Source organism: Streptomyces sp. NPDC046261, assembly GCF_040646235.1.
Classification (GTDB): Bacteria; Actinomycetota; Actinomycetes; order Streptomycetales; family Streptomycetaceae; genus Streptomyces.
On sequence record NZ_JBEYZU010000017.1, the window covers coordinates 40,519 to 55,499 of the forward strand.

The 14,981-nt window shown below is 70.4% G+C and carries 11 protein-coding genes and 5 tRNA genes; 8 read left to right on the forward strand and 8 right to left on the reverse strand.

Translation table 11 applies throughout. The features are described from left to right. Positions 1 to 190 precede the first annotated feature (190 nt). Together ABZ956_RS24600 and ABZ956_RS24605 are read right to left on the reverse strand one after the other, a co-directional pair. Positions 191 to 394: a cold-shock protein gene (locus ABZ956_RS24600; RefSeq protein WP_361897579.1), complete on the reverse strand. Its 204-nt coding sequence runs from the start codon at positions 392 to 394 to the stop codon at positions 191 to 193. A 223-nt stretch (positions 395 to 617) separates the two neighbouring features. Continuing rightward, entirely contained in the window at positions 618 to 1,454 is an 837-nt protein-coding gene (locus ABZ956_RS24605; protein WP_361897582.1) for a DUF6227 family protein, read from the reverse strand. A gap of 179 nt (positions 1,455 to 1,633) precedes the next feature. Between ABZ956_RS24605 and ABZ956_RS24610 the strand changes: the two genes are divergently transcribed. Next, positions 1,634 to 2,356: an SDR family oxidoreductase gene (locus ABZ956_RS24610; RefSeq protein ID WP_361897584.1), complete on the forward strand. Its 723-nt coding sequence runs from the start codon at positions 1,634 to 1,636 to the stop codon at positions 2,354 to 2,356. 105 nt (positions 2,357 to 2,461) lie between these two features. On the opposite strand, the gene ABZ956_RS24615 is transcribed toward ABZ956_RS24610, so the two are convergent. The 4 genes from ABZ956_RS24615 to ABZ956_RS24630 form a co-directional block, all read right to left on the reverse strand. Beyond that, positions 2,462 to 2,534, reverse strand: a tRNA-Lys gene (locus ABZ956_RS24615). Positions 2,535 to 2,665: 131 nt separating this feature from the next. Next, on the reverse strand, positions 2,666 to 4,906 hold the full coding sequence (locus ABZ956_RS24620; protein ID WP_361897587.1) for a DEAD/DEAH box helicase: 2,241 nt from the start codon (positions 4,904 to 4,906) through the stop codon (positions 2,666 to 2,668). A 282-nt stretch (positions 4,907 to 5,188) separates the two neighbouring features. Further along, positions 5,189 to 5,641 carry a hypothetical protein gene (locus ABZ956_RS24625; protein WP_361897590.1) on the reverse strand — a complete coding sequence of 151 codons (453 nt, stop codon included), beginning with the start codon at positions 5,639 to 5,641 and terminating at the stop codon, positions 5,189 to 5,191. A gap of 286 nt (positions 5,642 to 5,927) precedes the next feature. Then, positions 5,928 to 6,278, reverse strand: coding sequence for a metallopeptidase family protein (locus ABZ956_RS24630; RefSeq protein WP_361897593.1), 351 nt, complete (start codon positions 6,276 to 6,278; stop codon positions 5,928 to 5,930). A gap of 184 nt (positions 6,279 to 6,462) precedes the next feature. Between ABZ956_RS24630 and ABZ956_RS24635 the strand changes: the two genes are divergently transcribed. The 6 genes from ABZ956_RS24635 (at position 6,463) to ABZ956_RS24660 (ending at position 11,338) form a co-directional block, all read left to right on the forward strand. Next, positions 6,463 to 6,535: transfer RNA gene (locus ABZ956_RS24635), tRNA-Glu, on the forward strand. A 39-nt stretch (positions 6,536 to 6,574) separates the two neighbouring features. Further along, positions 6,575 to 6,649 (forward strand) — tRNA-Asp (locus tag ABZ956_RS24640). A gap of 23 nt (positions 6,650 to 6,672) precedes the next feature. After that, positions 6,673 to 6,746 (forward strand) — tRNA-Phe (locus tag ABZ956_RS24645). A 124-nt stretch (positions 6,747 to 6,870) separates the two neighbouring features. Continuing rightward, complete coding sequence (gene hrpA / locus ABZ956_RS24650; RefSeq protein WP_361897596.1) at positions 6,871 to 10,821, forward strand: ATP-dependent RNA helicase HrpA; 3,951 nt, start codon at positions 6,871 to 6,873, stop codon at positions 10,819 to 10,821. Positions 10,822 to 10,934: 113 nt separating this feature from the next. Next, positions 10,935 to 11,009, forward strand: a tRNA-Asp gene (locus tag ABZ956_RS24655). A 107-nt stretch (positions 11,010 to 11,116) separates the two neighbouring features. After that, positions 11,117 to 11,338, forward strand: coding sequence for a DUF6274 family protein (locus ABZ956_RS24660; protein ID WP_361897598.1), 222 nt, complete (start codon positions 11,117 to 11,119; stop codon positions 11,336 to 11,338). Positions 11,339 to 11,812: 474 nt separating this feature from the next. On the opposite strand, the gene bldC is transcribed toward ABZ956_RS24660, so the two are convergent. Together bldC and ABZ956_RS24670 are read right to left on the reverse strand one after the other, a co-directional pair. Then, entirely contained in the window at positions 11,813 to 12,019 is a 207-nt protein-coding gene (bldC, locus tag ABZ956_RS24665) for a developmental transcriptional regulator BldC (protein WP_003949541.1), read from the reverse strand. Between the two features lie 481 nt (positions 12,020 to 12,500). Beyond that, on the reverse strand, positions 12,501 to 13,355 hold the full coding sequence (locus ABZ956_RS24670; RefSeq protein WP_361897601.1) for a hypothetical protein: 855 nt from the start codon (positions 13,353 to 13,355) through the stop codon (positions 12,501 to 12,503). Positions 13,356 to 13,561: 206 nt separating this feature from the next. On the opposite strand from ABZ956_RS24670, the gene ABZ956_RS24675 reads away from it, so the two are divergent. Then, positions 13,562 to 14,683, forward strand: coding sequence for a Glu/Leu/Phe/Val dehydrogenase dimerization domain-containing protein (locus ABZ956_RS24675; RefSeq protein WP_361897604.1), 1,122 nt, complete (start codon positions 13,562 to 13,564; stop codon positions 14,681 to 14,683). The last annotated feature ends 298 nt before the right edge of the window (positions 14,684 to 14,981 follow it).

The following is a 14,981-nucleotide window of genomic DNA, read 5'->3' on the forward strand; positions in this document are numbered from 1 at the left end:
CCTTCCCTCAATGGGGTGCCAAGCCCCCTGTGTGGCCATTCTGGCGGGCGCCGAGTGGCGCCTTCGGCCTGTTTGACGAGCGCGACAATGGGGCCCGCACCCAGTGGTGCGGGCCCCATCGCGAGGTTCAGCGAACTCCAGAACGTTCGGAATGCTCCTGATCGTTCGAAAAGCTCCTGATCGTCGATCGTCAGATGCTGACGATGTTCTCCGCCTGCAGGCCCTTCTGGCCCTGCGTGACGTCGAACGAAACCTTCTGGCCCTCGAGGAGCTCACGGAAGCCGTTCGAGGCGATGTTCGAGTAGTGGGCGAAGACGTCGGGGCCGCCGCCGTCCTGCTCGATGAAGCCGAAGCCCTTTTCGGAGTTGAACCACTTCACGGTACCGGTCGCCATTTTTGTCTCCTAAGCGATGGGATGGGCCCCAAGGCCGGAAACAAGACCGGCGAAAACAAAAATGCGCCTTCGGCTACATAACCGTCAGGCGCACACGAGTTCATGGGTACCACAACTGCAACTCGAACTAGTGTAGCACAACCTGGCAGAGCCCTGCTGACCTGGGCAAACTCTCTTCTCGATACCCGTCCCGACACCCCTCCCCACACCCGCCCCGGCGGCGCTATAACTCCACCCCCTGAGCCCGGGCGTGCCGGTCGGCCGCCACTTCCGCCTCCGCCTCGTCGAGGTAGACCTCGCAGACCAGCCGGCCGTCGGCCGTCATGTTGTGCTCGAGCTCCCAGAGGCTGACCTCGCCGCCGCCCTCCAGCAGGAAGGCGTGCTCGTAGAACCGGCACCAGGTGGCGTCCCGCCCGGCCGTACGGCGCCTCGGCTTGGTGATCAGCGCGATGTGGTGGCCGAGCGCCCCCTGGAGCAGCTCCCGCACCACCTCCCCGGGCCCGTCCGCGTTCTCCGCGCGCCGCAGCAGCCGACGGGCGTGATCGGGCGAGGCCTCGGCGACGTACTCCCGGCGGGGCCGCGTCGGCCCCATGGCCAGCAGCAGCTCCTCCGCCAGCCAGGCGGGCAGCTCCTCGTCCTCGCTGCCGGGGCCGATGCCCCCGCCGCCGATGCGGTCGTGCACCCGGCGCTCGGCGGCGTCGAGCGCGCTCTCGTGCACGTACAGCTCGTACAGGAAGCCCTCCTGCGCCCCCGTGTCGTGCTCCAGCTCGTACAGCACCAGGCTGCTGCCGTCCGCGAGCAGGAAGATGTGCCGGTAGGTGTTGCAGCGCAGGGGGCGCGGCTCGTCGTTGCGCTGGCGGTACGAACGGAGCTCGGTCTGGTGCATCAGCGCGGTGCGCAGCCGGTCCAGGACCGGCTCACCGATCTCGAAGCCGTTCTGGGCGCGTTTCAGCAGCTCCTCCACCTGCTCGGCAGGCGTCGGTTCGCAGCCGGCCGGGCCGCCCGGCTCGCCGCAGCCCCTGCCTTCGCCCTCGCCCCCGCCCGCTCGCGTCTTCGCCATGCCGTCGACCTCCCGACCTTCGCCGCACCCACCCCGCGCCACTTACCGTAGCGGCGCGAACACGGGACGGGGGCGGGGTTTTCAGCAACTGGCGGCGGGGCCGGACGCTTCCGCCCGGCCGGTCCCCCGAACGCCTGCCCGCCGGGCGTACCGCCCCGGGCCCGCCTAGCGTGCTGGGCATGACCCTTGGACTCGTCGTCATCACCGGCGCCAGCTCCGGTTTCGGCGCCGCCTGTGCCCGGCTGTTCGCCGAGGACGGTCATCCCCTGCTCCTGCTGGCCCGGCGCACGGACCGGCTGGCGGCGCTGGGGCTGCCGCGGGCCATGCAGCGGGCCGTCGACGTGACCGACCGCGCCGCCTTCGCGGCGGCGGTGGCGGAGGCCGAGGCGGAGTACGGGCCCACCGACCTGATCGTCAACAACGCCGGCGTGATGCTCACCGGCGATCCCCTCGCCCAGGACCCGGCCGAATGGGACCGGATGATCGACGTCAACATCCGGGGCGTCCTCAACGGCGTCCACGCCGTCCTGCCGGGCATGGCGGAGCGCGGCCGGGGCACGGTCATCAACGTCAGTTCGATCGCGGGGCGCAAGACCTTCGGGTCCAACGCGGTCTACTGCGCCACGAAGTTCGCGGTGCACGCGGCGTCCGAGGCCATCCGCGAGCAGGCCGCCCAGCACGGCGTGCGCGTGAGCGTCATCGCCCCGGGCTACGCGGCGACCGAGCTCAGCTCGCACATCACCGACCCGGACACGCGGGCGGCCTACCAGGCGGCCGAGGCGTCCCTGGAGGGCGGGCTGACGGCCGACGACGTCGCCCAGGCCATCGCGTACGTGTACCGGCAGCCGCAGAACGTCTGCATCCGCGAGATCGTCCTGGCGGACACCAACCAGGTGGCTTAGCGCGGCCTTTTCAGCGAAACCACCGGACATGACTCCGCCCCGGCCGGGCTTCCCGGTCGGGGCGGAGGTGTGCGGGTCACAGGCGCTGCCTGGCCCACCTCGCGGTAGGCCGTGTGGGACTCGAACCCACAACCAATGGATTAAAAGTCCACTGCTCTGCCAATTGAGCTAACGGCCCGCACACCGCAGCATAGCCCGGACAAGGCCCGGAGCCCGAGTCGTTATGGCTCACTGTCGTGGCGAAGGCCAACGGGTGAGGGCCCGTACGGCACCGGTGTGCCGTACGGGCCCTCAGTTCAGCTGGTGTGATCAGCCGTTGCGCTTCCAGCGCGGCTTGTCGTCGCGGCGGCCGAAGGAGCCGGTGCCGGTGCCACCGCGGTGGTCGTCACGACGGCCGGCCGGGCGGTCGCCGCCGGAGCGGTAGCCACCGGTGGAGGGGCGGTCGTCGCGGCGGTCGCGGTTGAACGGACGGTCGCCGCCGCCGGAGCGGTAGCCGCCACCGGTCGCCGGGCGGTCGTCACGGCGGAAACCACCGGAGGGACGGTCGTCGCGGCGGAAGCCACCACCCTGCGGACGGTCGTCACGGCGGAAACCACCGGACGGGCGGTCGTCGCGGCGGAAGCCACCGGACTGGGGACGGTCGTCACGACGGAAACCACCGGAGGGACGGTCGTCGCGACGGAAGCCACCACCCTGCGGACGGTCGTCACGACGGTCGTCGCGGCGGAAACCACCCGAGGGGCGGTCGTCGCGACGGAAGCCGCCACGGTCGTCACGGCGGTCATCGCGGCGGTCGTCACGACGGAAGCCACCCGAGGGGCGGTCGTCGCGGCGGAAGCCGCCGGCGCGGTCGTCGCGACGGTCGTCCCGGCGGAAGCCGCCACGGTCGTCACGGCGGTTGTCGTCGCGACGGTCGTCACGACGGAAGCCACCACGGTCGCCACCACGGCGCTCGAAGTTGCCCCGCTCGTCACGGCGCTCGTACGCGGGCGCGGACTGGGCCGGCACGGAGGCGGCGGGCGCCTCCTCCGCCTTGGCGGTCTCCGCGGCCTCGGCAGCGGCGGCCTCGGCGGCAGCGGCGACCGCGGCCTCCGGGTCCTCACCGCGCTCGCGGGCGGCGCGCGCCAGCAGGCGGTCGGCCTCCTCGCGCAGCTCGGAGGCGCGGCGCTGGACGCGCTCGACCTGGCGGTTGAGGTCCGCCAGCTCGCGCTCGGCCTGCTTGGCGGCGTTGGCCGCCGAGTCGGCCTGGACCTCGGTCAGCGAACGGGCACCCGTGATCTTGGCGACGTCCTCGTCGAAGGCGCCGGCACCGCCGACGATGTGGCGCGAGGCGTCGACGCCCGCGTCCTCCATCAGGCGGAAGATCTGCTTGCGCTGGTGCGGCAGGGCCAGGGAGACGACCGTGCCGGACTGGCCGGCGCGGGCCGTACGGCCGGAGCGGTGCAGGTAGTCCTTGTGGTCGCCGGCGGGGTCGACGTTCAGGACCAGGTCGATGCCGTCGACGTGGATGCCGCGGGCGGCGACGTCGGTGGCGACCAGGCAGTTGACGTAACCGGCCTTGAAGTCCTCCAGGACGCGGGTACGGGCGCCCTGGGTCATGCCGCCGTGCAGCGCGTCCGCGCGCACACCGGAGTCGAGCAGCTGCTCGGCGACGCGGTCGGCGCCCATCTGGGTGCGGACGAAGATGATCGTGCGGCCCTTGCGGGCGGCGATGGCGGCCGTGACCGGCGCCTTGTCCTTCGGCTTCACGACGAGGACGTGGTGGGTCATGGTGGTGACCGCGCCCTGCGCCGCGTCGACCTCGTGCGTGACGGGGTTGACCAGGTAGCGCTTGACGAGGGTGTCGATCTCGTTCTCCAGCGTCGCGGAGAACAGCAGGCGCTGGCCGCCGGCCGGAACCTGGTCGAGGATCTCGGTGACCTCGGGCAGGAAGCCCATGTCGGCCATCTGGTCGGCCTCGTCGAGGACGGTGACCTGGACCTTGTCGAGGGAGGCGGCGCCGCGGTTGAGGATGTCGCGCAGTCGGCCCGGGGTGGCGACGAGGATGTCGACGCCGCGCTCCAGGGCGTAGATCTGGTTGCCCATGGACGTACCGCCGCAGACGACCTTCATCTTCAGGCCGAGGACGTCGCCGTAGGGCTGGAGGGCGTCGGCGACCTGCATCGCCAGCTCGCGGGTCGGGGTGAGGATCAGGCCGCGGGGGCGCTTCTTCTCGGTGTGGCCACCGGCCAGCGTCGACAGCAGCGGCAGACCGAAGGAGAGGGTCTTGCCGGAGCCGGTGCGGCCGCGGCCGAGGATGTCCTTGCCGGCCAGGGCGTCCGGGATGGTCGCGGCCTGGATCGGGAAGGGCGTGGTCACGCCGTTCTGCGCGAGCTTGCGGACGATCGAGTCGTCCAGGCCCAGGTCGGCGAAGGTGACCTGCGGCTCGGTGGGCTCCTGAGCGGCCTCGGCGGCCTCGGCTACGACGTCGGCGGCCTCGAGGACCGTCTCGGCCTCGACGACCGTCTCGACGGCCTCGGGCATGGTGGTGGTGTCAGTGGAAATGGACATGCGAAATGCGAAACCTTCCGGAGTTTCGGCACGCGCCCAAGCTCCGTGTCGGCTTCACAAATGACCGCCTCGATGCGGTCAGCCACGGCAAGGTAAGGAACGCGCCACACGGCGCGCTTCTGTCAGGCGCCGGGCAAATGGGATCAAACGATCTACCACCATACGCACCTACAGCCCAGCAGCGCAACCTGGCGCCCGAATGGCTTACGCCACATCCCGTACGCGACCCCCGCGGGCCTGCCCCGGTCCCCCTGCGGAACGGCCCCCGCGCCCGTGCGGCGCCTAGGAGGGGCCGGGCTGCGGCGACGACGGCGAGCTGGGGGCCGGGGGCTGCGAGGGAGGCGTGGGAGGGGCCTGGGTGGGGGGCGCCTGGGTGGGGGGCTGCGAGGGCGCCGGCGGCTTGCCGGGCGCCGGAGAGGTGCCCGGGCCCGGGCCGCCCGGCGGCTTCGGCTGGGCTCCGGGCTTGCCCGGCCGCCCGGCGGGAGGCGAGGCGCCCGGCGCGGTCGAGGGCGAGGCCGACGCCGATCCGGACCGGCCGCCCTTGGCCGCGGGGCTGCCGCTGGACTCGCCCTTCACCGATTTCGCGTCCGTACGGCCCGGACGGCCGCCCGGGATCCGCAGGCCGCCGTCGGGCTGCGTCCCCGTCTCGCGCTGTTTGCCCGACCCCGCCGGGGCGGGGCGTCCCGGGTCGCTCACGCTCATGCACCCGCCCAGGGTCAGGGTCGCGACGGCCACGGCCGCGATTCGGGTGAACGTTGCTGCGTGCGCTGACATTGCGCGCATGGGACGGACCGCCTTCGGGTACAGGGGGACAGGCCCCCTGACCAACTGGCACCGCACCGCGCAGGACACGCCGGGCGCCCGGGCGTCAGCCATCGATCATCCGTAGCCCTGCACCGGTCCCGCCCGGTCCGGGCCGGTCCCATCCGCCTCAGGCCCGGTCACTGTCCGGTCCGCCCCGATCGCGCCGGGGCCCGATCGCGCCGCGGCCGTGCCGCGTGTCGCCGCCCGCCGGCCCCGCTCAGCCGTAGCCCAGCGCGTGCAGCCGCTCGTCGTCGATGCCGAAGTGGTGGGCGACCTCGTGAACGACCGTCACCTCGACCTCCGCCACGACCTCTTCCCGCGAGCCGCACATCCGCAGCGTCGGGCCCCGGTAGATCGTGATCCGGTCCGGCAGCACCCCGGCGTACCACTCGCCGCGCTCGGTCAGCGGCGTGCCCTCGTACAGCCCGAGCAGCTCAGGATCATCGGACTCCGGCTCGTCCTCCACGAACACGGCGACGTTGTCCATCAGCCGTGTCAGCTCCGGGGGGATCCGGTCCAGCCCCTCGGCGACCAGTTCCTCGAACTCCTCGCGCGTCATCTCCAGCACCCGGCCATTGTCCGCCACGGAGGCCGCCAGGGGCATGGGGGCGCCGCGCCCGGCCCCCCGGGCGGAGGCCGCTTCCGGGCCCCCTCCGGCAGGTGCTCGGCAAACCGTTTTGGCGATACCTCCCTGCATCCCATATGCTTCTCACGTCCCCGAGGCGCTGCGAAGCGCCCAGGTGGGCCATTCAGCCCTCATCGTCTAGTGGCCCAGGACGCCGCCCTTTCAAGGCGGTAGCACGGGTTCGAATCCCGTTGGGGGCACGCTGTAACGTGTGCGAGACTAGTTCTCGCACATAGCATGGTCCTGTGGAGCAGTTTGGAGTGCTCGCCACCCTGTCAAGGTGGAGGCCGCGGGTTCAAATCCCGTCAGGACCGCTGCGATCCCTTGTGGGTCGCGTGGCTGGGTAGCTCAGTTGGTACGAGCGTCCGCCTGAAAAGCGGAAGGTCGCCGGTTCGACCCCGGCCCCAGCCACAGTGAGCCCCTCATCCCCGGATGAGGGGCTCAGTGCTTTTCCCCCTTTGCCAGGCTTCCCCCGGCTTTCCCCCGCGAAATGCGTTCGCCGCTTCGCGGCGGCTGGTGCGATCCTGGACTTCGTATGTCTACGCAGCCTGCCCCCGCCACGTTCGCCGCCCTCGCCGCCCGCCTGCCCGAGCTGATGCTGCGCGACGCGCAGCGGCTGGGCCGCCGGCTCGACGGGGCGCGCCGCATCCGCAAGCCCGAGGCCCACGCGGCCGTTCTCACCGAGATCGCGGCGGAGGTCGAATCGGCCGAGCTGCGCGTCGCCGCCCGCAGGGCCGCGGTGCCGGCCGTCAGCTATCCCGAGCAGCTGCCGGTCAGCCAGAAGAAGGACGTGATCCTGGAGGCGATACGCGACCACCAGGTCGTGATCGTCGCGGGTGAGACGGGCTCCGGCAAGACCACCCAGATCCCCAAGATCTGTCTGGAGCTCGGCCGCGGGGTCAAGGGCCTGATCGCGCACACCCAGCCCCGCCGCATCGCCGCGCGTACGGTCGCGGAGCGGGTCGCCGAGGAGCTGCGGACGCCGCTGGGCGAGGCGGTCGGCTGGAAGGTCCGCTTCACCGACCAGGTCGGCCCCTCGACCATGGTCAAGCTGATGACGGACGGCATCCTGCTCGCCGAGATCCAGACGGACCGCGAGCTGCGCCAGTACGACACGATCATCATCGACGAGGCGCACGAGCGCAGCCTCAACATCGACTTCCTGCTCGGCTATCTCGCGCAGCTGCTGCCCCGTCGCCCCGACCTCAAGGTCGTGATCACCTCCGCGACGATCGACCCCGAGCGCTTCTCCCGCCACTTCGGCGACGCGCCCATCGTCGAGGTCTCGGGCCGTACGTACCCGGTCGAGGTCCGCTACCGGCCGCTGCTCGAGGAGGACTCGGGCGACACGGACCGCGACCAGGTCACCGCGATCTGTGACGCGGTGGAGGAGCTGCAGAAGGAGGGGCCGGGCGACATCCTGGTCTTCCTCTCCGGCGAGCGGGAGATCCGGGACACGGCGGACGCGCTCGAGAAGAAGAAACTGCGCCACACGGAGATCCTGCCGCTGTACGCGCGGCTGTCGCACGCCGAGCAGCACCGCGTCTTCCAGCGGCATACGGGCCGCCGCGTGGTCCTGGCGACCAACGTGGCCGAGACGTCGCTGACCGTGCCGGGCATCAAGTACGTCATCGACCCCGGCTTCGCCCGGATCTCCCGTTACAGCCACCGCACGAAGGTGCAGCGGCTGCCGATCGAGCCCGTCTCGCAGGCCAGCGCCAATCAGCGCAAGGGCCGCTGCGGCCGTACGAGCGACGGCATCTGCATCCGGCTGTACTCCGAGGACGACTTCCTCGCCCGCCCCGAGTTCACCGACGCGGAGATCCTGCGGACGAACCTGGCCTCCGTCATCCTGCAGATGACCGCGGCCGGCCTGGGTGACATCGAGAAGTTCCCTTTCATCGACCCGCCGGATCGGCGCAACATCAAGGACGGCGTCGATCTGCTGCAGGAGCTGGGGGCGCTCGATCCGCAGCAGAAGGATCCCCGGAAGCGGCTCACGCCGGTGGGCCGCAAGCTCTCGCAGCTCCCCGTGGATCCGCGCCTGGCCCGCATGGTCCTGGAGGCCGACCGCAACGGCTGCGCCCGCGAGGTCATGGTCATCGCGGCCGCCCTGTCGATCCAGGACCCGCGCGAGCGGCCCTCGGAGAAGCAGGCGCAGGCCGATCAGCAGCACGCCCGGTTCAAGGACGAGACGAGCGACTTCCTCGCCTTCCTGAACCTGTGGCGGTACGTGCGCGAGCAGCAGAAGACGCTGTCGTCGTCCGCCTTCCGCCGCATGTGCAAGTCGGAGTACCTGAACTACCTGCGCATACGTGAGTGGCAGGACATCTACTACCAGCTGCGCACGGTCGCCAAGGGCATGGAGATCCACCTCGCGGAGGAGGAGGCGGCGCCGGAGCGGGTGCACCAGTCGCTGCTGGCGGGTTTGCTGTCGCACATCGGGTTGAAAGACACCGAGAAGAACAATGAGTACGTCGGTGCCCGGTCCGCCAAGTTCGCGGTCTTCCCCGGTTCGGCGCTGTTCAAGAAGCCGCCGCGCTGGGTGATGTCGGCGGAGCTGGTGGAGACCTCCCGGCTCTGGGCGCGGGTCAACGCGAAGATCGAACCGGAGTGGATCGAGCCGCTCGCGCAGCACCTGGTCAAGCGCACGTACAGCGAGCCGCACTGGGAGCAGAAGCAGGCCGCGGTGATGGCGTACGAGCGGGTGACGCTCTACGGCGTGCCGATCGTGACGCAGCGGAAGGTCAACTACGGGCGTATCGACCCGGAGACCAGCCGTGAGCTGTTCATCCGCAACGCGCTGGTGGAGGGCGACTGGCGTACGCATCACCAGTTCTTCCACGACAACCGCAAACTTCTCGGCGAGGTCGAGGAGTTGGAGCACCGGGCGCGTCGCCGCGACATCCTCGTGGACGACGAGACGCTGTTCGACTTCTACGATCAGCGGCTGCCCGAACACGTCGTTTCCGGGGCGCACTTCGACTCCTGGTGGAAGCACAAGCGGCGGGACGAGCCGGAATTGCTCAATTTCGAGCACTCCATGCTCATCAACGAGAACGCCGAGGCGGTCACCAAGGACGACTACCCGGACTCCTGGCGGCAGGGCCGGCTGAAGTTCAAGGTGACGTATCAGTTCGAGCCGGGTGCGGACGCGGACGGCGTGACCGTGCACATTCCGCTGCAGGTCCTCAACCAGGTCGCGGCCGAGGGCTTCGACTGGCAGATCCCGGGGCTGCGCGAGGACCTGGTGACGGAGCTGATCCGCTCGCTGCCGAAGCCGATCCGCCGCAACTGCGTACCGGCGCCGAACTTCGCCCAGCGGTTCCTGGACTCCGCGGTACCCCTGCAGGAGCCGCTCACGACGGCGCTGGCCCGCGGGCTGCACCGGATGACGGCGGTGCGCGTGGAGGCGGAGGACTTCGACCTCGCCAAGGTGCCGGACCATCTGAAGATCACCTTCCGGGTGATCGACGAGCGCAAGCGCAAGATCGCCGAGGACAAGGACCTGGAAGCCCTGCGCCTGCGGCTCAAGCCGAAGACGCGGGCGGCGATCACCAAGGCCTTCGAGAAGGCCGCCGAGTCCACCGGGGGCGCGGGCCCCGAGCAGCGCTCGGGCCTGACCCAGTGGACGGTCGGCACGCTTCCGCGGACCTTCGAGACCCGCCGCGCGGGCCAGCCCGTCAAGGCGTACCCGGCGCTCGTCGACGAGGGCGCCTCGGTGGCCGTACGGCTCTTCGACACCGAGCCGGAGCAGCGTGAGGCGATGTGGCGCGGCACCCGCCGCCTCATCCTGCTCAACCTGCCCTCGAACCCCGCGAAATTCGCCCAGGACAAGCTCGGCAACCAGCAGAAGCTCGCCCTGTCGCGGAATCCGCACGGCTCGATCCAGGCCCTGTTCGACGACTGCGTCTCGGGGGCGGCGGACAAGCTCATGGCGGCCCACGGCGGGCCGGCGTGGGACGAGGAGTCGTTCCGCAAGCTCTTCGACGCGGTACGGGCCGACATCGTGGACGCGACACTCGACACGATCCGCAAGGTGCAGGAGGTGCTGGCGGCCTGGCAGGCGTGTGAGCGGCGGCTGAAGGCCCCTCCCCTGTCGACGTCCCTGGCGCTGGTCCCGTCCCTCACGGACGTCAAGGAGCAGCTGGCCGAGCTGATCAGGCCCGGCTTCGTGACCGCCCACGGCGTCCGCCGGCTCCAGGACCTCCTGCGCTACCTGGTGGCCGTCGACCGGCGCCTGACGCAGCTGCCGGCCAACGCCGACCGGGACCGCGCCCGGATGGCCAAGGTGAAGGAGATGCGGGACGAGTACGCGTGGCTGCTGGAGCAGTTCCCGCGGGGGCGTCCCGTGCCGCAGGAGGCCCGGGACATCCGCTGGATGATCGAGGAGCTGCGGGTGAGCTATTTCGCGCACGCGCTCGGGACCGCCTATCCGGTCTCCGACAAGCGGATCGTGAAGGCCATCGACCAGTTCGCTCCCTGATCGCGTCCGCGCGGGGACTGTGCCCCACGTCTCGTCGACGTGGTTCGACCGCACCCCCTGACCTGCTGTAGAGTCTTGTTTCGCAGCCCCGCGGAAGCGGGAAAGCGAAGCAAGGTCCTGTGGAGCAGTTTGGAGTGCTCGCCACCCTGTCAAGGTGGAGGCCGCGGGTTCAAATCCCGTCAGGACCGCACGAATCGAAGGCCCGGATCCATTCACTGGATCCGGGCCTTCTTGCGTCCGACCTTGACTGCGACACGTGCCAGGGGTACCCAGTCAGTGGGAGGTGCTGCGGCCCATGACGACCACCCGGACCGGGAACCAGCGGACCGAGAGAATCCGGCATGAGACCCGGGCGCTGCTGCGCGCTCACCTCTCCGCCGCCGTCGGCTACCGCCACCTGACCAGACACTGCCCTGTCTGCCATCGGCTCCTGCGGCTCGCCCAGGAGGCCGGGAGCGATCCACAGGCCCCTCAGGAGGCCGTGGAGGCGGTGGGGGAAAGTCCCTCTTCCCGGTGACGGGCGAAACGGCCCCCGGGCTGACGTCCGGCCGCCGGGGCCCGCGCCACGCCGGTGCGCACAAGTTCTTTACCCCAGCGGGAGGATGAGGGACAAGCGCGGGATGCTGTGACGGGTGTCACCGAAAGAGTTCCGAGAGTGAGGGAACTTACCCCCCTCCTACACCGGGTCAATTTAATATGTGCAATTGCACCGACCTCGAGACCGCTCCCGGGAGCCGGCCGGACCCGCCCCCGGGCAGGGGGCGACCGGTGGAGCGAGGGCGCGTCGGCGCCGCAGCACCCGCGTCCGGGCATAAAAAGATCGCGCTGGACCCGGCGGAGTCCAGCGCGATCGACGACCAGCCCAAGTCGGTGGGCACGGATGCTGTTGGGGCAGGCATCCCGTCGTTTGTTGCTTGGTGGAGCTTCAGATGGAGCTCAAGCGGGCGGCAGCCGGGTTGGGGGCCCCGGATTCACCCGGTCATTCAGTTGTTCAGGCCTCGCTACGCTGCTGCGGAATGCCCGCCAGCAGTGCACGGACCTCCGCTTCGCGGTATCGCCGGTGTCCTCCGAGCGTGCGGATGGACGTGAGCTTGCCAGCCTTGGCCCAGCGGGTGACCGTCTTCGGGTCCACGCGGAACATCGTGGCAACCTCAGCCGGGGTCAGCAGCGGCTCGGCATCAGGGGTGCGAGCGGTCATGAGCGGCCTCCTCGGGAGAACCGAACCATCACGTCGGTTCTTTCCTCTAAATTCTGCACCTTGACCCGCGTTGCCCGAAATGGCGGACGCGGGCCGAGTCGGTTATAGGACGAACGGCTTGTCCTCGGCACTACAACTACACCATCTGTCCAGCCACGTCGGCCAAACCGATGGAATTGCCCTCTCAGGTGTTCAACCTCGACGGAAGCCGATGGACCATGCCATAGCGGACAGTCACGCCACCGTGACGATCAGTCACAACGGGATCAGGAGCCCCCAGACCCGTCAAGGAGTGCAATACCGATCTATCCGCCCGTACTTGGACGGAAGGAGCCCTTCCTGGACTCCTTGTCCTATTTTGCCACGAGGGTGGGCGATCGGCGCAAGACCTTACGTAAGTGCGTTAGATCACGGTTGCCGCTAATGGCCCGGATCGGGACCTAGGTCCTGACCCGCCCTCACGGCCGGCCGTCACCGCCGGTCAGTTCGCGAACTGACGGTCACGGACCGCCCTCCAACGCTCCGTCAGCCGCTCGTACGCCTCACCGGCCCGCACTCCGTCTCCCGCCCGCAGCGCCGCCAGCCCCTCCGCCGTGTCGGCGGCGGAGTGATCCTCGGCCAGCTGTGCCTCGGGAACCATATGCACAAGTCCGCCATAGTCGAGCTCCACCAGGGAGCGCGGATGAAACTCTTCCAGCCATCGCCCCACATCGACGAGCCCGTCGATGAGCGGCCCCTCCTCGATAGCGTCCCGCAGCGTACGCAGCGCCCGCGCCACCCGCCGCCGGGCCTGCACCATGGGCGTGCGGTAGCGCAGCAGCAGTCCCTCCGTCCCGCCCGCGCCGGGCTCGCCCTTGCCGTACTCGCGCTCCTCGTCGGAGAAGAGCACGAACCAGCGCAACGGCACCTGCCACGTGGCCGTCCGGATCCACGGCCGGGCGTCCGGATTGCGCTCCGCCCAGCGCTCGTGGTCCGCCTGCGCCTGGCGCCGTACGACGGGGGGCAGCACCGCGTCCAGGAAGGGCGCCGGAAACCGCTCGGTCAGCTCCTCCAGCGCCAGCCAGCCCCGCAGCCTCGTGCGCCACGGACAGACGCACACGACGCCGTCCACGACCGCGATGAAGGCGTCGGCGCTCTCGTGCACCGGCACCGGAACCGGCGGGGTGGGCAGCAGGTCCGCCAGCGACCTGCGCAGCTCGTCCTGGGCGCCGGGCAGCACCGGGCGGCGCGCGTAGCGCACCCAGTGGGAGCGCTCCGGTTCGGGGAACGCGCCCAGCGGCTCGTAGACCCGCAGGTACGCCGCGTACGGGACGGTCACCGATGACGCCACGCCCACGCTCGCTCCCTCAAGCCGTAGGTCACCCCCAGGGAGTTGCGGGCGCCCCTCCCCATACTGTCCAAATCGTCCCATGGCGCCGGAGCCCGGGAGGGTGATCCTCGGCACGGGACGGATACGGCGGGACGGCAGGTCTTACCCTCTTGGGCAACCGGCCCTCCACCACCCCTCGGAGGGCGACCTCCGCGACATATGGAGTCACCACCGTGACTGACGTACGTCCCACCACCGACGCCGACGGCGGCGTGCTGCACACCCTGTTCCGATCGGATCAGGGGGGCCACGAGCAGGTCGTGCTCTGCCAGGACCAGGAGAGCGGCCTCAAGGCCGTCATCGCCATCCATTCCACGGCCCTGGGCCCGGCCCTCGGCGGCACCCGGTTCTACCCCTACGCCTCCGACGAGGAGGCGGTGCGGGACGCGCTGAACCTCTCGCGGGGCATGTCGTACAAGAACGCCCTGGCGGGGCTCGATCACGGCGGCGGAAAAGCGGTGATCATCGGCGATCCCGATCTGATCAAGACCGAAGAACTGCTGCTCGCGTACGGCCGGTTCGTGGCCTCCCTCGGCGGGCGTTATGTCACCGCGTGCGACGTCGGCACGTACGTACAGGACATGGACGTCGTCGCCCGCGAGAACCCCTGGACCACGGGCCGCTCGCCCGAGCAGGGCGGCGCCGGCGACTCCTCGGTGCTCACCGCCTTCGGCGTCTTCCAGGGCATGCGGGCGGCCGCGCAGACCCAGTGGGGCTCGCCGACGCTGCGCGGCCGCCGGGTCGGTGTCGCGGGGGTCGGCAAGGTCGGTCACCACCTGGTGGACCATCTCGTGGCGGACGGCGCCGAGGTGGTCGTCACCGACGTCCGGGCCGAGCCGGTCGAGCGGATCATCGCCCGCCACCCGCAGGTCACCGCCGTGACCGACGCCGAGGTGCTCATCCGCACCCCGCTCGACGTCTACGCCCCCTGCGCTCTCGGCGGCGCCCTGAACGACGAGTCGGTGGCCGCCCTGACCGCGACCGTGGTCTGCGGCGCGGCCAACAACCAGCTCGCCCACCCGGGCGTGGAGAAGGACCTGGCGGACCGCGGCATCCTCTACGCCCCGGACTATGTGGTGAACGCCGGTGGAGTGATCCAGGTCGCCGATGAACTGCACGGTTTTGATTTCGACCGGGCGAAGGCCAAGGCGGCCACCATCTTCGACACGACTTTGGCCATATTCGATCGGGCCAAGGCGGACGGCATCCCGCCGGCCGCGGCGGCCGACCGCCTCGCCGAGCAGCGCATGGCCGAGGCACGCGCCGCCGCTGCCGCGGACCGGCAGGACCAGTAGAACCAGCAGGACCAGCAGGACCGGTAAAAGGGGCCGCCACTGCCCGTCACGTTCCGTATCCCCTTCACCCGACCGGGTGATACCCCTCGCCCGGTCGGGTGGCGCGGCGGGGCCCCGGCGGGTCCCCACAGAAGCACCGCCGTGAGGTGGTGAACGAGAGATCTCTCACCACCCCTCGGCGGGTCGGCGCCCAGGACACGTTAAAATCGCAGCTGACCAGCGAGTACAGGGTTCCTCGTCGGTTCTGCTGCGTGGCACGTCATGCGGGCGACGTACCGTATGGCCGCGGAAGCAGGTA

Bases quoted from the DNA above. Each gene is read 5' to 3' on its own strand.
- ABZ956_RS24620 (WP_361897587.1), bottom strand. From the start codon at position 4,906: ATGTCCATTTCCACTGACACCACCACCATGCCCGAGGCCGTCGAGACG.
- bldC (WP_003949541.1), bottom strand. From the start codon at position 12,019: ATGACCGCTCGCACCCCTGATGCCGAGCCGCTGCTGACCCCGGCTGAG.
- ABZ956_RS24600 (WP_361897579.1), bottom strand. From the start codon at position 394: ATGGCGACCGGTACCGTGAAGTGGTTCAACTCCGAAAAGGGCTTCGGC.
- ABZ956_RS24605 (WP_361897582.1), bottom strand. From the start codon at position 1,454: ATGGCGAAGACGCGAGCGGGCGGGGGCGAGGGCGAAGGCAGGGGCTGC.
- hrpA (WP_361897596.1), top strand. From the start codon at position 6,871: ATGTCTACGCAGCCTGCCCCCGCCACGTTCGCCGCCCTCGCCGCCCGC.
- ABZ956_RS24660 (WP_361897598.1), top strand. From the start codon at position 11,117: ATGACGACCACCCGGACCGGGAACCAGCGGACCGAGAGAATCCGGCAT.
- ABZ956_RS24610 (WP_361897584.1), top strand. From the start codon at position 1,634: ATGACCCTTGGACTCGTCGTCATCACCGGCGCCAGCTCCGGTTTCGGC.